Origin of the sequence: Streptomyces sp. NPDC050085, from assembly GCF_044460595.1 — a bacterium.
In the GTDB taxonomy this organism is placed as follows: domain Bacteria; phylum Actinomycetota; class Actinomycetes; order Streptomycetales; family Streptomycetaceae; genus Streptomyces.
On sequence record NZ_JBITJZ010000005.1, the window covers coordinates 146,422 to 167,028 of the forward strand.

Genomic DNA, 20,607 nt, shown 5'->3' on the forward strand with positions numbered 1-20,607 from the left:
TTGGCTTGAAGTGGACGCGGTGCCTCAGGGGGTGGTGGTCCTCGAGATCGGGGGGAGCGGCGGGATGACGGGCGGGCAGCCCTGCGCACCGGCACTCTTGGGGGCGCACACCGTGGCCTGGTTCATCGTGACGAGGTTGCCGGGTCCGCTGATGGAGGCGGTGAAGAGCGCGTTGACGTTCTCGCCGCTCGCGCCGACGCAGCCGGAGAACGCGGGAATGTCCACGAGGCCGGACAGGATGCCGCCGTGCAGGACGTCCTTGTAGCCTCCGCCCTTGCTGAAGTCTCCGCGCAGGGTCGCGCGGTAGGGCTGTGAGGTGCGGCAGTCGGGCCCGACGTCCAGCGGGGTGCCGTTCACCTTCACGTCGTGGATGCGCAGGGACTGGAAGAAGGTCGCCACCGCGAACGGCTTGCCGTTCGGGATGTCGCCGATGGTTCCGGTGGAGATGGTGAGCTTCCCCGTCTCGAAGGTGACCTTCGCGGTGACGGGGGCGAACCCGAAGCCGAGGAAGGTGGATTCGGCGTCGGGCAGGTCGACCTCGGCGAGTGAGTCCAGGCGAGTGTAGAACGGTCCGGACTGCTTGAAGGTCGTCTGCACGTTGGCGTTGACGTTCATCAGGGCGGGCGTCCTGGCCGGGTCGTTGATGACCATGGACCCGTCGAGTTTGCGGACGGTCCCGTATCCCACCGCGTACGCGCACACGGGCTGGCCGGGAAGTTTGACGGGAGGCCGCAGAACCGTGCCTGGCAGCGGGGGTGGCACCTGACTCAGGTCCAGGTCACCCTCGGGCCTGTCGGGCGGGCAGGTCTCGGCGCCGGTGGGTGTCGTCGGCTGCGGGGCGACGTCGATTCCGTCGGCCCCGCGTCGGTCGCCGGTCGTACCCCGGGATGTGCCGGTGGACGGCGCGCCGGACGGATGGTCATCGCCGGGGACGAGTACCCGGGCCAGCAGCGCCTCGTCACCCTGGGAGGGCGTGCACGAGACCGTGACCGGATCGCCGCTCGCCGCAGGCGTGATCCTGAGGGTCAGTTCGCCGGCGACGAGCTCGACGTCGCCGGGAGAGCCCACGGTGATCGTGGCCACGTCGCCCATGTGCGCGAGCCGCATCTGCGCACCCTCGGCGGGGACGGTGCCCGTACCGTCGAGACCGGACCAGGTGGCATCCGCCGACGCCTTGTTCTGGCGGACGTGGACGCCGAGCGTCGCTTCGCTGGAGACGTCCGTCGTGCCCGTGGGCAGTACGGCCGCGAGGTCCGCGCGCGGCAGGTCCGCCGCCACCTGCACCGGGCCCGGCCGGATCGGCTTGCCCACGACGGCCGTTGTGGGCAGCTGCGTGGCCACCTTCACGGACGCGTGCACCGTCGAGCGGGCCGTCGTGGCGGGGGCGCCCGTGGCAGGCTCGTCGGCCTGGCCCGACGCGGGCAGCGCACAGTCGTAGTCGAGCACCGCGGCGGAGGGTGGTGCCTCGTCCGCCCGGGAGCCCGCGCCGGACAGCAGGCCCGCGACGAGCGCGGCCGACGCGACCGAGACCAGCCGGGCCGGACGTCGGAGCCCGGTGCGCTTGTCTTCCGTTCTCATCTGGTCCCTTCTCACTGCCGACGGTGTACGAGAGGTCATGCGGCCCGGAAACGCGACCGGGCCCGCCACCGAGAGGTGCTCTCGGCGGCGGGCGCAGACGCGTCCGGTCACGTGCTCATGACGTCACGGGTCACGTGCTCACGAGTCACGTGCTCACGGAGACGTGATCGTGTGCGCACCGTCCAGCACGTAGTCGCCGTTGAAGTCGGCGTGGTCACCGGGGCTGATCAGGCCGAGGCAGTTGGCGTCGTTCTCCGCGGCCAGCGAACCGCCGCCCGTCACGTGCAGGGTGTGGTTGCTGTTCTGGTACCAGCCCGTCACGCTGCCGGAGAACGTGGCGACGCAGGAGAAGCCGGAGATCGTGGCGCGGATGCCGGTGATCGTGCCGTCGGCGCGGTCCGTGCTGCTCATCCCCGACACGTTGACCTTCCACGGGAAGGAGGCCGGGTCGGTGGTGACGTCGAAGTCGATGCCGGCCAGGTTGCAGCCCGCGAAGGACAGCGCGTTGATGTTGCCGATCCCGTCTCCGGCGAGGCCCGAGCCGGACTTCAGCGAGCCGGAGGCGGACGACGACGCGCACTGGAGTTCCGCGGCGGGCACCGTCAGCGTCGTGGTCCCGGCCGCGGCGTTGAAGGAGCCGCCCGGGCTGACGGTGAAGGTGGCAAGGGCGGTGGCCGACGCCTGCGTGACGGACAGGCCGAGTGCCGCGCCCAGGGCTGCGGCGGCGAGTGCGGTGTTGCGAGCAATTCTGCGCACGAGAAATCCCTCCAGGGATGGTGGCGTACGAGATGGAATGCGCCGCCCGGCAGGGGCAGGGCGGGGCCTACGGCTCAACTCCATGCGGACATCGCGCATCTTGGGGGAACAGCGGCTGTCCGTCGCCTTCGATAAGGGACGTTACGAGCAAGTAACCGGGGCGTGCAATGGAGTCGCGGCAGATTCCTTCCTGGTGGGAGAACTCGCCGGTTTTCTTGTCGGCGGGTGCACAAAGCGGTGGCCGGTTCTTGTCGGCGGGTGAGGACTTTGAGGCCTGCACCGTGAATTGCTCATTCGCTGAGCAAGTCGCCCCGTGTTCCACTCACTCCGCGATAAACGCGCGAGTAGTGGAATTCCTGTCAACGAGCCCATTGCCGCCGGAGGTTTCCCGCCAGTAACGTCCCGGAAGCCTCATACCTCCTCGTGCACCCCCGACCTCTGCGACCTCCGCGAAGGGAATTCCGCCATGCCCAAGCTCAGAAACGCCTCGGTCCTCGTCGCCGTGACGGCCCTCGCCACGCTGGCGTCCGTCGCCCCGTCCTCGGCCGCCACCGAACTCAACGGTGCCTGGGCGCCGTTCGCCCGCTGCCCCGTCGACAACGCGGCGATGCTCGCCGCCGACGGGAAGGTCAACACCGCGATCTGCATCTCCTCCAGCTCGGCGAGCGGCTCGATCAAGCTGGGCAACACCACGGTGCCGACCGGGCGCACCGATCTCCAGGCCGGTGTCGTCACGCACAACGACGGCACCTCGACGGTCGTCTCGCCCGCGGGCGGTGCGCTCATCGCCGACCCGGCCCAACTGCCAGGCGGACTCCTCGGGTTGATGTGCCCGGACGACGACATCCCCGTCATCAGCGACCTCTGCGCGAAGATCACGAACGCCGACCTCAACCGGGTCGACGCCACCGTCGAGTCGGTCAACACCCCGACCGACTTCCAGCTCCTCGCGGGCATCATGCAGGGCAAGCCGATCATCGCGCTCCCGGTCCGCATCAAGCTGGAGAACCCGCTCCTGGGCAGCAAGTGCTACATCGGCTCGGCCAAGGACCCGATCGTGCTGCGGCCGCAGAACACGTCGGCACCGGCGGTGAAGACGACGCGGTTCGACGCGAACGGGACGGCCAACACGGCCGGTGTCATGAGCCAGTTGAGCGCCATCGGGGCCACGCAGGGCGACGCGACGTACACCGCGCCGGGGGCGAACGGCTGCGGGCTGCTCGGTGCTCTGGACTGGGCCGTCAACCTCAAGACCGGGCTGCCGGCCGGGTCAGGGACGAACAACGTCGTGCTCAACAACACGTCCACGTATGTCGCCGCCTTCGCCAACCCGTCGTCGGTCGTGCCCAATGAGGGGGCCCTGCTGTCGCAGAACTGGCATGCGGGAGTGAAGTGACCGGGAGGCGGACCCGGGACCGGGTGAGCACCCCCCTCCCCGTAGCCCCCTTCATCACCCAAGAACAAAACACCCGGTCGAATTGGTACTCCACTGCCAAAAGTCGACAGGCCGGTCGAGGGTCGCCCGAAATTTGGTGAACTGGTATTGCCGGGCCAGGTTACTCGGTCGTAACGTCAAAACCACGGCCGCTCGTCTCCACGTCGACACCCCCTGTCGACCTGGAGTTCCAACGGGGAAAGCATGGCCCGATCCCTCCTTCCGGGTCGGTTCCCCGAGGGCGGGGCCCCGCGAATCCGTCCCCCCGGAGACGCGGTGCCCCGCCCGGTTTCCCCCACGCGATTGCTCACTCGGCGACAAAGAATTCCCGCCGGTTTGTCATCCGGTGACAAAGGCCGGACGAGCAGGCGGAATTAGCTGCCGCACCGCTTGTCTCAGCGGTTACAAACCACTTAACGTGCGCGTCCGGCGCACATGAAGACACGAGCGCTTGCTGGAGGTGACATGGGAATCGAAGTAAAGGTCGAGGGCCTCACCAAGTCCTTTGGCAAGCAGCAGATCTGGCAGGACGTCAGTCTCACCCTGCCCGCCGGCGAGGTGAGCGTCATGCTCGGACCGTCCGGTACCGGCAAGACCGTCTTCCTCAAGTCGTTGATCGGGCTGCTCAAGCCCGAGCGGGGCCGCGTCCTCGTCAACGGCGTCGACATGGCGCGCAGCCCCGAGCGGGACATCATGGAGGCCAGGAAGCTGTTCGGCCTGATGTTCCAGGACGGCGCCCTGTTCGGCTCGATGAACCTCTTCGACAACATCGCCTTCCCGCTGCGCGAGCACACGAAGAAGAAGGAGTCGGCGATCCGCCGCATCGTCATGGAGCGGATCGAGGTCGTCGGACTCCTCGGCGCCGAGGGCAAGTTGCCCGGCGAGATCAGCGGCGGCATGCGCAAGCGGGCCGGGCTCGCCCGTGCCCTCGTCCTCGATCCGCAGATCATCCTCTGCGACGAACCCGACTCCGGGCTCGACCCGGTACGGACCGCCTTCATCTCGCAGCTGCTCATCGACCTGAACACCCAGATCGACGCGACGATGCTCATCGTCACCCACAACCTCGACATCGCGGCGACCGTCCCCGACAACATGGGGATGCTGTTCCGGCGGAACCTCGTGACCTTCGGGCCGCGGGAGGTTCTGCTGACCAGCCAGGAGCCCGTGGTCGCGCAGTTCCTCACCGCCAGCAAGGCCGGGCCGATCGGCATGTCCGAAGAGAAGGACGCGGCGACGCTGGCCGCTGAGGCCCAGCAGAACGGCGGGGTGAAGGTCGCCCCCCGCGAGATCGTGCCGCAGCTCGAGCCCTCGCCGGGGCTCGGTGAGCGCAAGGCCGTTGCCCGGCGGCGGGCGCGGGTGCTGAGCATGCTGGATACGTTGCCCGGTTCGGCGCGGGATGCGATCCGGGCCACGTATGCGCTGGAGCCGACCGCGGTGTTGCCGCGGGCCGGGGGTGCGGGGTGAGCCTGCTTGGAGCTCGGCATGCTCGGGCCAAGTCGAAGGTGCCCGGCGGCGAGGCCGGATCGGCCGGAGGGGCGGGGATACTGCTGGCGCCGCTCCGGCAGACCGGCAAGCTGTTCGCTCTCGCCCTGGAAGTGATGCGGGCCGTCTTCCGGCGTCCCTTCCAGTTCCGGGAGTTCGTCGAGCAGTTCTGGTTCATCGCGAGCGTCACCATCCTGCCGGCGGCCCTCGTCTCGATCCCGTTCGGCGCCGTCATCGCCCTCCAAGTCGGCTCGCTCACCCAGCAGTTGGGGGCCCAGTCCTTCACCGGCGGTGCCAGCGTCCTGGCCGTCATCCAGCAGGCGAGCCCCCTCATCGTCGCCCTGCTCATCGCGGGCGCCGGCGGCTCCGCCATCTGTGCCGACCTCGGGTCGCGGAAGATCAGGGAAGAGCTCGACGCGATGACGGTCATGGGCGTCTCGCCCGTGCAGCGGCTCGTCGTGCCCCGCGTGCTCGCCACCATGTCCGTCGCCCTGCTCCTGAACGGCATGGTCTCCGTCGTCGGCACCCTCGGCGGCTACTTCTTCAACGTCGTCCTCCAACACGGCACCCCGGGCGCGTACTTGCAGAGCTTCTCCGCCCTAGCCCAACTCCCCGACCTCTACATCAGCGAGCTGAAGGCCCTGATCTTCGGGTTCATCGCCGGGATCGTCGCCGCGTACCGCGGACTGAATCCTCGCGGCGGCCCGAAGGGCGTCGGCGACGCCGTGAACCAGTCCGTCGTCATCACCTTCATCCTGCTCTTCTTCGTGAACATGGTGATGACCGGCATCTACCTCCAGATCGTTCCGCCGAAGGGAGGCTGAGCCCGTCATGACCTCCCCCCTCGTCTGGCTCGACCGCAGCGGTGACCAACTGCTCTTCTACATACGGGCGTTGGTGTGGATCCCGCGGACCCTCGTCCGGTACACGAAGGAAGTGCAGCGGCTGCTCGCCGAGGTCGCCTTCGGGTCCGGCGGGCTCGGCGTCATCGGCGGCACCATCGGCGTGATGATCGCCATGACGGCCGCCACCGGCACCGTCGTCGGACTGCAGGGATACGCGGCCCTCGACCAGATCGGCACCGCCGCCTTCACCGGGTTCGTCTCCGCGTACTTCAACACCCGTGAAATCGCCCCGCTCGTCGCCGGGTTGGCGCTCTCCGCCACCGTCGGCGCGGGATTCACCGCCCAGCTCGGTGCCATGCGGATCAATGAAGAAGTCGACGCCCTGGAGGGGATGGGCGTGCGGTCCATGCCCTACCTCGTCACCACCCGCATCATCGCCGGCGTCGTCGCCATCATCCCGCTCTACGCGATCGGGTTGCTCTCCTCGTACCTCGCCTCGCGCCTGGTCACCGTCGTCTTCAACGGGCAGTCGCAAGGCACGTACGACCACTACTTCAACCTCTTCCTGTCCCCGACGGACGTCCTGCTGTCGGTGCTCAAAGTGTTGATCTTCAGCGTCATGGTCATCGTCGCCCACTGCTATTACGGGTTCCGGGCCAGTGGCGGACCTGCCGGGGTCGGCGTCGCCGTGGGGCGTTCCGTGCGCAACGCCATCGTGCTCATCTCCGTCACCGACTTCTTCCTGTCGCTGGCCCTGTGGGGCGCCACCACGACCGTGAAGGTGGCGGGGTGACCCATGGAGACCATCCGCCGCCGACTCGCCGGAGTCGTCTTCCTCGTCGTGCCCGCCCTGCTCATCTGGCTCGCCGTCGCCGTCTACAACAAGGACTTCGTCTCGTCCGACGACGTCGTGGTCGAGACCGGCAGCGTCGGCAATGAAATGCACCTCGGCGCCGAAGTGAAGCTGAGGGGCGTGGTGTTGGGCGAGGTCCGGTCGATCGACGCCACCCCCACCGGCGCCCGCCTCACCCTCGCCCTCAAGCCCGGCGCCCTCGACGACATCCCGGACGACGTGCGGGCACAGATGCTGCCGACGACACTGTTCGGCGAGCGGTACGTCGCCCTCGTACCGCCCAGCGATCCCAGTACGCGGATGCTCAGCGCCGGGGCGACCATCCCGCAGGACCGGTCCGCCAACGCCATCGAGCTGCAGCAGGTCCTCGACGACGTACTGCCCATGCTGACCGCCGTACAGCCGCAGAAGCTGTCGTCGACCCTGTCCGCCGTGTCGCAGGCACTGGAGGGCAGAGGCGGGCAACTCGGTGACACGCTCACCCAACTCGACGCCCACCTGCGGAAGTTCAACCCGAACCTGCCGACCCTGAACGAAGACCTGAAGCAGCTCGTCAAGGTCTCCACCGTGTACGCCGATGCCGCGCCCGGCATCATCGACGCGCTCAAGGACTTCACCACCACCAGCGGCACGATCGCCGAGAAGGAGAGCGACCTCGCCGGCGCCTACGGCGGCACCACGCAGGCCGCCGAGGACCTCGACGCGTTCCTGCGCGCCAACCAGGACAACATCATCCGGCTCTCCGCGACCTCCCGGCCGACGCTCGAACTGCTCGCCACGTACGCGTCGTCCTTCCCGTGCACCCTGCGCACCCTCGCCGACTTCGTGCCGCGCATGGACAAGGTGCTGGGCAAGGGCACCGATCAGCCGGGGCTGCACGTCGACGTCAACACCTTGCCGTCCAGGGGGAGTTACGTCGCCGGGCGCGACACCCCCTCGTACGGCGCGAGCGGCGGGCCGCACTGCTACCCCGTGCCCTACCTCGGCTCGGCGAGCGGGACCGCTCCCGCCGCCGTCACCGCCACCGCCTCCGCCGAGCAGGAACTCGGGCCCGCCAACTCGCCGCAGGAGAACGACCTGGTGAACGAGCTCATCGCGCCCGCCGCGAAGGCCTCGCCCGACGAGCTGCCCGACTGGTCGAGCCTGCTCGTCGGGCCCGTGTACCGGGGGAGCGAGGTGAAGCTCAAGTGACCAGCGCAGAGCCCGAGTTCAAGCACATACGGCGGCGGTCCCTCGCCGGACCGCTCGTCAAGTCCCTGATCTTCGTCCTCGTCACCGCCCTCGCCACCACCGTGCTCGGCCTTTCCATCGCCAACACCGGGGTGGGGACCGACACGACCACCTACAAGGCTCTGTTCACCGACGTCACCGGGCTCATCGACGGCGACGGCGTACGGATCTCCGGCGTGAAGGTCGGCGAGGTGACGGACGTGCGCGTCGTCGACCGGCGCACCGCCCAGGTCACCTTCACCGTCGAGCGCGACCGGCACCTGCCGCGTACCACCACGGCCGCCGTGAAGTACCTCAACATGGTCGGCCAGCGGTACGTCTCCCTCGAGCGTGGCACCGGGGACGGGGCGGGGGATCTCGTCCCCGGTGCCACCATCCCGCTCACCAGGACCACGCCCGCCCTCGACCTGACCCTCCTGTTCAACGGCTTCAAACCGCTCTTCGAAGGCCTGTCGCCCAACGACGTCAACGATCTCGCGGGATCGATCGTGAAAGTGCTCCAGGGCGAGGGCGGGACCGTCGACTCGCTCATCCGGCACGTCGGATCGCTGTCGTCGACCGTCGCCGCCAAGGACAAGGTGATCGGCGAGGTCGTCGGGAACCTGACGGACGTCCTGACCACCATCAATGACCGCGAGGCACAGTTCGACGATCTCGTGACCACCCTGAAGGAACTCGTCTCCGGGTTCAACGACGACCGCAAGCCGCTCGGCGACGCCGTCCAGGCGATGGGCGACCTGACCACCGTCACCGCCGGATTCCTCCAGGACGCACGCAAGCCGCTCAAGGACGACATCCACCAACTGGGCCGTCTCTCCACGTCACTTGGCAACGGCATCCCGCAGATCGAGAGCTTCCTCGACAAGACGCCCGCCAAGCTGACCGCCCTGTCGCGCCTTTCGTCGTACGGGTCCTGGTTCAACCTCTACCTCTGCGAGGCGAAGGTCGGCGGGGTCTCCATGTCCGACGGGTCGAAGCCGCCGACCGGCATCGCCGTCACCGAAGCGAGGTGCCAGTGAAGCGGCCCGTGCTCAAACCCGTCCAGGAGCGCAACCCCGTCGCCGTCGCCGTGGTCGGCCTCGTCGTCCTCGCCCTCCTCGCGCTCGCCGCGTTCCACGCGAGCAGCCTGCCGCTGGTCGGCGGCGGCACCAAGTACAGCGCCGACTTCAGCGAGGCCGCCGGACTCGGCTCGGGGGACGAGGTGCGCATCGCCGGCGTGAAGGTCGGCGAGGTCACCGGGGTCTCCCTCGACGGCAACAAGGTCAAGGTGACCTTCGAGATCAAGGACAAGGGGACCTGGATCGGCGACAGGACGACCGCCGCCATCGCCATCAAGACCCTGCTCGGCGAGAAGTACGTCGCCCTCGACCCGGTCGGCGGCGGCAAGCAGGACCCGGGGTCCCGGATCCCGCTGTCGCGCACCACATCCCCGTACGACGTCACGCAGGCCTTCGAGGACCTCAGCGGCACCATCGACGAGATCGACACCAAGCAGCTCGCCGCCAGCTTCGAGACCATGTCGGAGACCTTCAAGGACTCGCCGCCCGATGTGCGGGCGGCCGTGAAGGGCCTGTCCGCGCTGTCGAGGACCGTCTCGTCCCGTGACACCGAACTCGCCCAACTCCTCGCGGGCAGCAAGAAGTTGACGAAGACGCTCGAGACGAAGAAGTCGAGCTTCGAGACGCTGATCGACGACGGTGGCTCGCTGCTCGGCGAGCTCAAGAAGCGGCGTACCGCCATCAAGGCGCTGCTGAGCGGCAGTCAGGAGCTCGGGCGCCAGCTCGACGGGCTCGTCGACGACAACAACAAGGAGCTCGGCCCGACCCTCAAGGCGCTCGGCCGCGTGACGGAGGTCCTGGAGAAGAACCAGGGCAAGCTCGACAAGACCCTCGCGCTCGTCGGCCCCTACTACCGGCTCATCGGCAACACCCTCGGCAACGGCCGCTGGTTCGACAGCTATCTGTGCGGCGTCGTGCCCCGCACCTACCTGCCCGAGACGTCCCTGCCGAAGACCTCCTGCATGCCGCCGAAGAACGGGAAGTACGACGTGGACGCGAAGGGGAGTGGCCAGTGATGCGTACGCGTCGGAAGCTGCTCGTGGGCGGGCTCGTGCTCGCCGTGCTGATCGCCGCGGGCATCGTGGGCGTACGCGCCACGGGCTCGGGCGGCACCCGCATCACCGCCTATTTCGACCGGGCCGTCGGCATCTACGCCGGGTCCGACCTGCGGATCCTCGGGGTGCGCGTCGGCAAGGTGGGGTCCGTGACGCCCAAAGGCACCCAGGTCGAGGTCGTGCTCGACGTCGACGACGGCGTGAAGGTGCCGGCCGGAGCGCGGGCCGTGGCCGTCGCCCCCAGCGTCGTCGCCGACCGCTACGTCCAGCTCACGCCCGCCTACACCTCCGGCTCCTACCTGCACGACGGGGCGAAGCTGCCCGCGTCGCGGAACAGGACGCCCGTCGAGGTCGACCAGCTCTACGACAGCATCACCGAGCTCAGCAAGGCGCTCGGCCCCGGCGGCGCCAACGCCGAGGGCGCGCTGTCCGGGCTGCTCGACACCGGCGCCAAGAACCTCAAGGGCAACGGGTCCGCGATGGGCGACAGCATCGAACAGTTCGGCAAGGCCGCGAAGACCCTCAACGGCAGCAGCGACGACCTGTTCACCACGCTGTCCCAACTCCAGACCTTCACCACGATGCTGAAGGAGAAGGACGGCGGCGTGCGCACCGCACAGGAGAACCTCGACTCGGTGACCAGCTACTTCGCCGACAACAAGGACGACCTGGCCGGTGCGCTGAAGGAGCTCGGCACCGCACTCGGACAGGTCAAGACGTTCATCCAGGACAACCGGGGCGAGCTGAAGAAGAACGTCGACCGGCTCGTGCCCCTCACCCAGACCCTCGTCGACCAACGGGCGTCCCTGGCCGAGATGTTGGACGTCGCGCCGCTCGCCGCCGACAACGTCCTGGGCGCGTACGACCCGAAGACGCGGACCCTCGACGGGCGCGCCGACCTCAACGAGCTGAGCATGGGCGGGCCGCTGCTGCCGCTGCCCGCGGTCGGGGGCGACCAGTGAGCGGGGCGCGCCGCCGCCGGGCGGCCGCCGGAGCCGGAATCGGATGCGGCCTGCCGGTCGTCATCGCCTTCTGCCTGACCCTCGGGGTGTTCCACCTCCCCACGCCGTCCTTCGGCGGCATCGAGGACCTGCCGCTGCCCGGCGGCGCCGACCTCGGCGCCCACCCGTACACGGTGACCGCCGACATGCAGGACGTGCTCAGCCTCGTACCGCAGTCCGCGGTCAAGGTGAACGACGTGGCCGTCGGGCGCGTCACCGACATCAAACTCTCGGACGGGAAAGGGAGTTGGGCCGCACGCGTCACCATGAAGATCAACGGGGACGTGCAGCTGCCCGCCGACACCGGGGCCCGCCTCGAACAGTCCAGCCTCCTCGGCGAGAAGTACGTCCAGCTCGTCGCCCCCAAGGACGGCAAGGGCTCGCTCCGCGCAGGCGCCACCATCCCGCTGGCCCGCACCGGCCGCAACACCGAGGTCGAGGAAGTCTTCGGCGCGCTGTCGCTGCTGCTCAACGGCGGCGGCGTCAACCAGCTCAAGACCATCACCAAAGAACTCAACTCGGCCATCGGCGGCCGCGAGACCGAGGTCCGCTCCACGCTGCACCGCGTCAACACCCTCGTCACCGACCTCGACGACCACCGCGGCGACATCACCGCCGCCCTCGACGGCGTCAACCGTCTCTCCGCCACGCTCGCGCACCGCAAGGAGGACGTCGGGACCGTGCTCACCGATCTCTCGCCCGGCCTCAAGACCCTGGAGAAACAACGAGGTTCGCTGATGACGATGCTGCGCTCCCTCGACCGGCTCAAGGGCGTCGCCGTCGAGACCATCGACCGCGGCAAGGAGGACATGGTCGCCGACCTCAAGGCCATCGCCCCCACGCTCAAGGCGCTCGCCGACTCCGGCAAGGACCTGCCGGACTCGCTGCAGGTGCTGCTCACGTACCCGTTCACGGACGAAGTGATGAGGGGCGTCAAGGGCGACTACCTCAACGCCTACCTCGACATCACCGCCGTACCCGGGACGACGCTGATCCCGCCGCTGACCGAGGCCACGGCATCTCCCTCCCCGTCCCCGTCGGCGACCGCGCAGGGCAAGAAGCCGGCGCAGTCGTCACCACTGCCGCTGCCGTCCAGCGGAGGTGGTTCCCGGTGATCACGCTCGCCGTCCGGCTGAAGAACCTCGCGTTCCTCGTCATCGCCGTCCTCGTGCTCGGCTTCCTCGGCATCCGGTACGCCGACCTCGGCCGGTACGTCGGGGCCGAGGACTACTACACGGTCAAGGTCGAACTCCCGCGCACCGGCGGCCTGTTCACCCACTCCGACGTCACCTACCGGGGCGTGTCCGTGGGCCGGGTCGGGGCGATCGGGCTCACCTCCGACGGGGTCGTGGCCGACCTGCGCATCAAGAAGTCCGCGCCGCGCATCCCCGACGACGCCAAGGCCGTCGTGGCGAGCCTGTCCGCGGTCGGCGAGCAGTACATCGACCTGCGGCCCGACCGCGACGAGGGCCCCTACCTCGCGGACGGCGCCAGCATCGCTCAGTCGGCGACCACCGTGCCGAGGCCCGTCACGGACGTCCTGGCGAGCGTCGACGACCTGACGACGTCCGTGCCGCTGGACTCGCTGCGCACGGTGGTCGACGAGTTCGGCAAGGCCTTCGAGGGCCGGGGCGAGGACCTCCAGGTCCTGATGGACAACGGCTCCGACTTCGTCCAGGCCGCGGACCGGGCGCTGCCGCGGACCACGAAGCTCATGGCCGACGGCGAGATCGTGCTGCGCACGCAGGCCGAGGAAGGACAGGCCATCAAGGACTTCGCGTCCGGCGCGAAGGACCTGGCGGCCACGCTGAAGAACTCCGACGCGGACCTGCGCAAGCTGATCATGGCGGCGCCCGAGGCGGCGACCCAACTCAGCGGAGTCCTGCGGGACATGAACCCGGAACTGGGTGTCGTCCTGGCCAATCTCCTCACCACGTCACAGGTCGCGGTGACCCGGCAGCGCGGCACCGAGGAACTCCTGGTCAAGCTGCCGCAGGCGGTCGCCGCCGGGGCCACGGCCATCGACGGCGGAAAGGTCAACTTCGGCATGGCGGTCACCTTCTTCAAGCCGCTTCCCTGCACGGCCGGTTACGGCGGTACGACGTATCGCCTCGGCACGGACCTCAGCGAGGCGCCCGCGCTCAACACGGGGGCGCGCTGTACGGCGCCGTCGTCGAGCGGGGTCGGCGTACGGGGTTCGGCGCACGCGCCGAGCGGGGGCGGAGTGCCGAAGCCGGCGCGACCCGGGGCGCTGTCGTTGCCGTCGGTCGCGGAGTCGGGGGCGGCGGCCACGTCGTCCGACATGGCGGACCTGCTGGGTCTTGGAGCGGGGTCGTGAGGCAGCGGGTCATGAGGCAGCGGGTATGGCTGGGCGCGGCCCTGACGGTGTCGCTCGGGCTGTGCGGAACGGGGGCCTGGTCGTACGCGCAGGCCCGCGGTGACGACGACCTGTCCTACAGCCGGGCGCGCGACGCGGCCCTGTCCGACGGGCGGGCGGCCGTGGCCGCGCTGTCGACGCTGGACGCGTCGACGACGGCCCGGGCGAAGGCGGGCGTGACGACGTGGAAGTCGGTCACGTCGGGCCCGCTCCACACCCAACTGGCCCGGCTCTCCCCGGCCGCCGGGTCCTCCTCGCGCGGCACCGTCACGGACGCGGCGGTCACCGCCCTCGACGACCGGGCAGGCACGGCGAAACTCATCGCGACACTCCGGGTGGAGACGACCCCGAAGGGCTCGAAAACCCCGTCCACGGACCGCAAACGCCTCGAGGCAGTCCTGACGCGCACCCCGGACGGCACATGGAAGGTCAAGGCACTGAACGCGGTCCCGGTGGCCGAGGTCGCGGGATGACTCGGGAGGGGGTCGGTCCGGTGGTGCGAGTGGATATGGACAGGGGTACGGAGGCGGTCCCCGCGGAGACGGACACGGATACGGAGTCGGTCCCCGCGGAGACGGGCACGGACACGGAGTCGCTCCCCACGGAGACGGAGGCCCCGGCGGGCCGCCGCTGGTGGCACCGACCGAGAAGAGATCCGGCGACGAAAGCCGAGGCGGGATCGCGGCCGGGCGATGGGGCTGGGCCGGGCCTGGAGTCCGGTGGCGGCGCCGAGCCGAAGGGGCGGGCCGAGTCCGGGGCCGGGATCGAGGGCGCCGCGGCGGAGTTGGGAGCCGGGTCGGGCGCGGACGCCGAGACCGATTCGGGCGCGGGATCCGAAGCCGGGGCGGGAGCTGGGGGCGGCAGTAAGTCGCTCTCCCGGAGGGTGGTTGTCGGTGGGGGTGTCGTGGGCCTCGTGCTCGCCCTCTCCGGAGGCGTACTCCTCTACCAGGCCCATGAGTTGCGGGACACTCCCGCCGCCGCGAACCACGCCCTCACCGACGTCGAGGCGACCACCCGGGTCAACGGTGACGTGAGCAGCGCCCTCGCCAAGGTGTTCTCGTACACCCCGGGCGGCACCGACGCCACCGCGCGGTCCGCGGAGGCCGTGTTGTCCGGGCGGGCCGCCGAGCAGTACAAGCAGCTCTTCGCACAGGTCAAGGACAACGTGCGCAAGCAGCATCTGACCCTGACCACCCAGTCCGTGCGCGTCGGCACCGTCAGCCTCCGCGGCACCACCGCCCACCTGCTCGTCTTCCTCGACCAGACCGCACGGCGCGGCGACAAGAAGCCCGCCACGTCCGCCGCCCAGCTGTCCGTCACCGCCCGACTCCGCGACGACGTATGGCAGATCGTCGACATCAAAGCCCGGTGAACCCCATGAAAGAGACCAGATCGGCGGGACCGATGAGTTCGAAAGAGGCGCGCATGGCCAAGTTCACGCAGCCACTGATCGTCGCCGCCCTCGCCCTCACGCTCCTCGCCGGGGGCGTAGCCGCCTGGGCCGGCCGGTCCTGGTACGGGGCGGCCCACGACGACACCGCAAGCTACGCCACCGCCCGCGACGACGCCCTCGAGGCCGGCGAGCAGGCCGTGCAGAACCTCAACACCCTGGACCACCGCAAGCTCGGCCCCGGGCTCGACCTCTGGGAGTCCTCCACCACCGGCGATCTGCACTCCCAACTGGTCAAGGGCCGCGCCGAGTTCACCAAGCAGGTGGAGAGCGCCAGGACCGTCAGTACGGCCAAGGTGCTGTCCGGCGCCGTCACCGAACTCGACGAACGCGCGGGCCGCGCCCGCGTCATGGTCGCCCTGCGCGTCACCGTGACCGCCACCGGCCAGAAGGCCACCGACAAGGACAGCCGCATGCTCGGCGAACTCACCAGGACCGACGGCCACTGGAAACTCAGCGCCCTCGCCCAGGCACCGGTCGGCGACACCGCCACCACCGACTGACCGGCCCGACCGAAGAGGAGCCCGCGCCATGCCGTCCACCACCCGCCACACCCTCAACCGCCAACGCCGCCTGACCCAGACGCTGCCCAAGCCCAAGGCCCCCGAGCCCAAGACCCCCGAGCCCAAGGCGTCCGCGACCAAGGCGCCCGACGCGGGGCAAGCGAAGCAGGCGGCCCGCACCACGAGGCCCCGCCCCGGCAAGCACCCAGCCCACCCCAAGACCCTGGCCGCCCTCTGCCTCCTCACCCTCCTCCTCGGCTCCTTCGCCGGCTGGGCCCACGCCGAGAAGCGCGGCCTCACCAACGACACCGCCACCCGCAACACCGCCCTCACCGACCCGGCCCGCACCAGCGAGGTCAAGGGCGCCGCGGGCAAGGCCGTGAACGCCCTGTTCTCGTACGACTACGCCAACCCGAGCACCGAGGAGAAGGCCGCCGCCACCTATCTCACCGGCAAGGCCGTCGCCCAGCACCGCACCCTCCTCGCCCCCGTCCTCGCCCGGGCGAAGACGCAGAAGACCGTGGTCACCACGACGGTCACGGACAGCGCCGTGGAGCGGATCGACGGCGACCGCGCCCGCGTCCTCGTCTACGCCGACCAGAGCAGCACCAGCACCGCCGCGAAGCAGAAGGCCGCCGCGAACTACGCCGGAGCGATGCTCGCCGTCGACCTCGTCCACCAGGACGGCCGCTGGCTGGTCTCCGCCATCGACACCTTCACCGGCTGAGAGGACCCCATGCGAACCCCGCGCCTACCTTCCGGTCTGCACCGCGGGCTGCGCGGCACCGCCGTGGCCGTCGCCGCGACCGCGCTGCTCACCGCGTCCCAAGCCCCTGACGTCGTACGGGAGTTGACCGGGCAGAGACAGAGCGGGAGCGATCCGGTCGCGCTCGCCGAGGGCCCGCTGCCGCGCGTCGCCTCCCAGGGCGACGACTCGTACCACACCGAACTGCCGCCCCTGGAGACCCCGAAGGCCCCGAACACCTCGTTTCCCGCGCAGCAGATCCGCGCCCAGTCCGGCATCCCGGCGACCGTCCTCGCCGCCTACCGCCGCGCCGAGTCGTCCGTGGCCCGCACCGACCCGGGCTGCCGGCTGCCCTGGCAACTGCTCGCGGCGATCGGCAAGGTGGAGTCGGGCCAGGCCCGCGGCGGTGACGTCGACGCGCACGGCACCACCCGGCACCGCATCACGGGCCCCGCACTGAACGGGAAGGGCTTCGCCCTGATCCGGGACACCGAGGGCGGCGCCTGGGACGGCGACGCCGTGTACGACCGGGCCGTCGGCCCCATGCAGTTCCTGCCCGGAACCTGGCGCCGCTGGGGCGCCGACGGCAACGGCGACGGACGCGCCGACCCCAACAACATCTTCGACGCGGCCCTCGGTGCCGCCCACTACCTGTGCGCGGGCGGCCGCGACCTGGGCACCGCGGGCGGCCTGGAGCGGGCGATCCTCAGCTACAACTACTCCCGCGACTATCTCCAACTCGTCCTGCACTGGCTGGAGTTCTACCGCGAAGGCGTGCACACCGTGCCGGACGGCAAGGGCGTCGTCCCGGTCAGTCCGGGCGCCGGGTCCGACACCCCCGCCACCGAACCCGTCGGCAAGGGCGCCGACGGCAAGGGCGGCGGCATCGTCATCGGGCCCGACCCGACGCAGGGCCCGAAGCCCACCACGTCCCCGAAGCCGACCACGTCCCCGGACCCGGACCCCACGGACAGCACAGGCCCGAGCCCGGACCCGACCGACTCGGGCGACCCGGGCAGCACCCCGCCCACCGACCCGCCGACCACACCCCCGACGGACCCGCCCACCACGGACGAGCCCCCGACCGGGGAGCCGACCGACCCGGGCAGCACCTCGCCCTGCCCGAGCGACAGCGTTACGCCGACGGACTCGCCGAGCCCGACCCAGACCCCGACGGACAGTCCCTCACCCTGTGCCACACCCGGCGGCTGACGGGCCGCCCGGCGTCGGTGACGACGACTGCTCCCAGTGCGAGCCGACCCGGTAGACACCGGGCGCGGGAGCGGTCAGCTCGGTGAACTCGCCCTGCTCCCTTATCTGCAGGCAGCCGCCCTCGGACTTGAGCCAGGGCGAGTAGGCGACCCGCAGCGTCGCCGTCCCCGCCTCCTTGAAGCGGACCGTGACCCGCGCCCCGTCCGAACTGACCACGGACGCGGGCGCGGACACCAGCGGCACCGCGTCCCGCACCCGGTACACGTGCCAGTGCGGGTCGCGCCACACCGGCTCCAGATAGCCGGGGTTGCTGCGCACGAACGCCGCTTCCTCCTTGGCGTACCCGTCCGGCTTGCCCTCGGGCAGCACGACGAAGCCGACCGCCCAGCGGTCCAGCCACGCCCGGTAGGTCGCCGCCGAGAACGTGCCGTCGTAGAAGAGCCGCCCGCGCTCCATGTCGAGCTGCCGGTTCCAGCCGCGCGCCATGTTCACGTACGGGGCGAGGCGCGTCGCCTCGCGGTGGTTGCGCGCCGGGACCACCTCGACGCGGGCGCGGTCGGCGCCGAGCCGCTTCAACTCCTGGACGACGCCGTGCGTCTCGGCCGCCCACCCGGGCACCTTCGTCGAGACGACCAGGTCGTCGGCCGTCTTCTTCACCACCCATGCCGAGGACAGCACGAGGGCGATCACGAGGATCGTCGCGTGGACCTTCTTGCGGGCCGGTTCGCGCCAGGCCGCGAACAGGACGGCGGGTGCCACGAGTTCGGCGAGGCGTTCCACGTTCGTGCCGATGGGGGAGTCGATGAGGTACGTCAGGACGGTGCCGACCGCGTAGACCCCCGCGGCCCAGCGCGCGACCCGCCAGCGGCGCGGACCCGCCACGATCAGCGCCAGCGAGAACAGCACGGGCGGCCAGATCCGGTCCAGGGACATCAACTGCTCGCCCTTGAACGGGAAGAGCAGCGTCGTCGTGCCCACCACGACCGCGGGCGGCACCATCAGCGCCGCGGCCCGTCTCCAGTCGCGTACGCCCAGATACCCGCCCCCGACGACGGCGAGGAAGAGTCCGGCGACCGGGGAGCCCATCGTGGCGAGCGCGCCGCACACCACCGCGACGACGGTCCTGCGCTGCGCCGTCAGCGCCACGCAGGCGCCCAGGCCGAAGGCCACGCCGAGCGCGAAGGTCGTACGCCCCGACGCCACGTTGCACCACAGCGCAAGCGACAGCAGGACGGCCGGGGCCAGCGGGCGGCGGATGCCGGTGCGCGAGATGAGCACCGCGCCGAGCCAGGCCGCGGCGAGCCCGGAGGCCACCGTCACCGGGCGCACCCCGAGCCCGGCCATCAAGTACGGGGAGATGATCGAGTAGTTGGCGGTGTGCATGCCGCCGTACCAGAACAGGTTGTACGCGGACGCCCCGTGGTCGGCGGCGAACCGGGCCCAGGCCTGCTGGGCCGCGAGATCGCCGCCGCCCGTCGCGAGGAACAGTGCCCATATGACGTAGAGCGGCAGGGTGGGCGCCGTGGCGAGCAGGGCCACGCGGTGGTGCCCGGTCAGCACCAGGCGTCGGCGTGCTAGGGGCAGGTCGACCGTGGCCACGGGTACTCGTCCGATCCGTCGCGGGCGTTGGCAGGGCGTGGGGCATGGCGCAGGCACAGGGCGCATGGGCATGCTTCACGCACGAAGACGCTTTTCGCAACGGAAATGTTCACTCGCGAGTGAAGATCGGCAAGAGGAGCGGGCAGTTCCGGCCGAAGTTCACCCGGCCGCCGTCGACACCTGCAGCTCCTTCACCCCGTTGAGCCAGGCCGCGCGCAGTCGGCGCGGGTCGCCGGTCAGCCGGAGGGTCGGCATCGCGTCGGCGATCGCGTTGAAGATCAGGTCGATCTCCAGGACGGCGAGGGACTTGCCGAGGCAGTAGTGCGGTCCGCCGCCGCCGAAGCCGAGGTGCGGGTTCGGGTCGCGGGTGATGTCGAACGTGTCGGGGTTGTCGAAGACCTCCGGGTCGTGGTTGGCGGAGGAGTAGAAGATGCCGACGCGGTCGCCCGCCTTGATCTTCGCCCCGCCGAGCTCGGTGTCCTGGGTGGCGGTGCGCTGGAAGGAGACGACCGGGGTCGCCCAGCGCACGATCTCCTCGGCCGTGGTGGACGGGCGCTCGCGCTTGTAGAGCTCCCACTGGTCGGGGTGGGTCAGGAAGGCGTGCATGCCGTGGGTGATGGCGTTGCGCGTCGTCTCGTTGCCGGCGACGGCGAGCAGGATCACGAAGAAGCCGAACTCGTCGGAGGACAGGTTCCCCTCGTCCTCCGCCGCGACCAGCTGGCTGACGATGTCCTTGGCCGGGCACTGCTTGCGGTCGGCGGCGAGGTTCATCGCGTACCCGATGATCTCCATGGCGGCCTCGGCGCCGATCTCCTCGGTGATCGCGTACTCCGGGTCGTCGTACGCCACCATCTTGTTGGACCAGTCGAAGACCTTGGAGCGGTCCTTCTGTTCTACGCCGATGAGTTCGGCGATGGCCTGCAGCGGCAGTTCGACGGCGACGTTGTTGACGAAGTCGAACGAGCCGTCCGGGCCCGCCTGTTGCAGCGCGTTGGCCACGATGTCGCGGGCCCGCTTGCGCAGGATGTCCTCCAGCGAGCGGATGGCGCGCGGCGTGAAGCCGCGCTGCACTATCTGGCGCACGCGGGTGTGCTCCGGCGGGTCCATGTTCAGCATGATCAGCTTCTGGATCTCGATCTGGTCGCGCTGGATCGAGGAGTTGAAGCGGATCACCGCGGTGTTGAGGTTCGACGAGAACAGCTCGGGGTGCGTGGACACGAACTTGACGTCCGCGTGCCGGGTCACGGCCCAGTAGCCCTCGTCGTCGTAGCCGGTGATGCCGCGCTCCTGCGGAATCCAGCGGACCGGCTCGGTCTGCCGCAGCTGGGCGAACTCCGGGTGGGGGACGCGGTCTTGGAGCAGGTCGGGGTCCGTGAAGTCGAACCCGTCGGGCAGCGCGGGGCACGGCATGGGTCACTCCCGTTG

The 20,607-nt window shown here is 70.1% G+C and carries 19 protein-coding genes; 15 read left to right on the plus strand and 4 right to left on the minus strand.

Annotated elements, in window-relative coordinates; all coding sequences use genetic code 11:
- Nucleotides 1–24: 24 nt before the first annotated feature.
- Entirely contained in the window at nt 25–1,578 is a 1,554-nt protein-coding gene (locus tag ACIBUY_RS20315; RefSeq protein ID WP_399153253.1) for a DUF6801 domain-containing protein, read from the minus strand.
- A 153-nt stretch (nt 1,579–1,731) separates the two neighbouring features.
- The gene (locus ACIBUY_RS20320) at nt 1,732–2,334 is read right to left on the minus strand and encodes a hypothetical protein (RefSeq protein ID WP_365561442.1); all 603 of its coding nucleotides are present in this window, start codon (nt 2,332–2,334) and stop codon (nt 1,732–1,734) included.
- A gap of 466 nt (nt 2,335–2,800) precedes the next feature.
- Between ACIBUY_RS20320 and ACIBUY_RS20325 the strand changes: the two genes are divergently transcribed.
- The 15 genes from ACIBUY_RS20325 (at nt 2,801) to ACIBUY_RS20395 (ending at nt 17,583) form a co-directional block, all read left to right on the plus strand.
- Nucleotides 2,801–3,730 (plus strand): hypothetical protein, encoded by a 930-nt coding sequence (locus ACIBUY_RS20325; RefSeq protein ID WP_399153254.1) that lies wholly within the window; start codon nt 2,801–2,803, stop codon nt 3,728–3,730.
- 504 nt (nt 3,731–4,234) lie between these two features.
- Nucleotides 4,235–5,236: an ABC transporter ATP-binding protein gene (locus tag ACIBUY_RS20330; protein WP_399153255.1), complete on the plus strand. Its 1,002-nt coding sequence runs from the start codon at nt 4,235–4,237 to the stop codon at nt 5,234–5,236.
- Nucleotides 5,237–5,370: 134 nt separating this feature from the next.
- Entirely contained in the window at nt 5,371–6,078 is a 708-nt protein-coding gene (locus tag ACIBUY_RS20335; protein WP_399153484.1) for an MlaE family ABC transporter permease, read from the plus strand.
- Nucleotides 6,079–6,085: 7 nt separating this feature from the next.
- Nucleotides 6,086–6,892, plus strand: coding sequence for an ABC transporter permease (locus ACIBUY_RS20340; RefSeq protein WP_365561449.1), 807 nt, complete (start codon nt 6,086–6,088; stop codon nt 6,890–6,892).
- Nucleotides 6,893–6,895: 3 nt separating this feature from the next.
- Nucleotides 6,896–8,143, plus strand: a complete 1,248-nt coding sequence (locus ACIBUY_RS20345; RefSeq protein ID WP_365561452.1) for an MCE family protein — start codon at nt 6,896–6,898, stop codon at nt 8,141–8,143.
- Nucleotides 8,140–9,201 (plus strand): MCE family protein, encoded by a 1,062-nt coding sequence (locus tag ACIBUY_RS20350; protein WP_399153256.1) that lies wholly within the window; start codon nt 8,140–8,142, stop codon nt 9,199–9,201. The genes ACIBUY_RS20345 and ACIBUY_RS20350 overlap by 4 nt, the downstream gene beginning before the upstream one ends.
- Nucleotides 9,202–9,209: 8 nt before the next feature.
- Entirely contained in the window at nt 9,210–10,256 is a 1,047-nt protein-coding gene (locus ACIBUY_RS20355) for an MCE family protein (protein ID WP_365561457.1), read from the plus strand.
- Nucleotides 10,256–11,257 (plus strand): MCE family protein, encoded by a 1,002-nt coding sequence (locus ACIBUY_RS20360; protein ID WP_365561460.1) that lies wholly within the window; start codon nt 10,256–10,258, stop codon nt 11,255–11,257. Before ACIBUY_RS20355 ends, ACIBUY_RS20360 begins: the two co-directional genes overlap by 1 nt.
- A gap of 50 nt (nt 11,258–11,307) precedes the next feature.
- Entirely contained in the window at nt 11,308–12,411 is a 1,104-nt protein-coding gene (locus ACIBUY_RS20365) for an MCE family protein (RefSeq protein WP_399153485.1), read from the plus strand.
- Nucleotides 12,408–13,634, plus strand: coding sequence for an MCE family protein (locus tag ACIBUY_RS20370; protein ID WP_399153257.1), 1,227 nt, complete (start codon nt 12,408–12,410; stop codon nt 13,632–13,634). The genes ACIBUY_RS20365 and ACIBUY_RS20370 overlap by 4 nt, the downstream gene beginning before the upstream one ends.
- A gap of 11 nt (nt 13,635–13,645) precedes the next feature.
- Complete coding sequence (locus tag ACIBUY_RS20375; protein WP_365561464.1) at nt 13,646–14,146, plus strand: hypothetical protein; 501 nt, start codon at nt 13,646–13,648, stop codon at nt 14,144–14,146.
- 35 nt (nt 14,147–14,181) lie between these two features.
- Nucleotides 14,182–15,045, plus strand: coding sequence for a hypothetical protein (locus tag ACIBUY_RS20380; RefSeq protein ID WP_399153258.1), 864 nt, complete (start codon nt 14,182–14,184; stop codon nt 15,043–15,045).
- Between the two features lie 53 nt (nt 15,046–15,098).
- Nucleotides 15,099–15,626, plus strand: a complete 528-nt coding sequence (locus ACIBUY_RS20385; protein WP_365561469.1) for a nuclear transport factor 2 family protein — start codon at nt 15,099–15,101, stop codon at nt 15,624–15,626.
- 28 nt (nt 15,627–15,654) lie between these two features.
- Nucleotides 15,655–16,353 carry a hypothetical protein gene (locus ACIBUY_RS20390; RefSeq protein WP_399153259.1) on the plus strand — a complete coding sequence of 233 codons (699 nt, stop codon included), beginning with the start codon at nt 15,655–15,657 and terminating at the stop codon, nt 16,351–16,353.
- A 9-nt stretch (nt 16,354–16,362) separates the two neighbouring features.
- A complete protein-coding gene (locus ACIBUY_RS20395) occupies nt 16,363–17,583 on the plus strand; it encodes a lytic murein transglycosylase (RefSeq protein WP_399153260.1) in 1,221 nt (406 codons plus the stop codon).
- Here ACIBUY_RS20395 and ACIBUY_RS20400 read toward each other — a convergent pair.
- Entirely contained in the window at nt 17,557–19,182 is a 1,626-nt protein-coding gene (locus tag ACIBUY_RS20400; protein WP_399153261.1) for a hypothetical protein, read from the minus strand. The two genes, ACIBUY_RS20395 and ACIBUY_RS20400, sit on opposite strands and share 27 nt — an antisense overlap.
- Before the next feature lie 159 nt (nt 19,183–19,341).
- Nucleotides 19,342–20,592: a cytochrome P450 gene (locus ACIBUY_RS20405; RefSeq protein ID WP_365561479.1), complete on the minus strand. Its 1,251-nt coding sequence runs from the start codon at nt 20,590–20,592 to the stop codon at nt 19,342–19,344.
- Between the last annotated feature and the right edge of the window lie 15 nt (nt 20,593–20,607).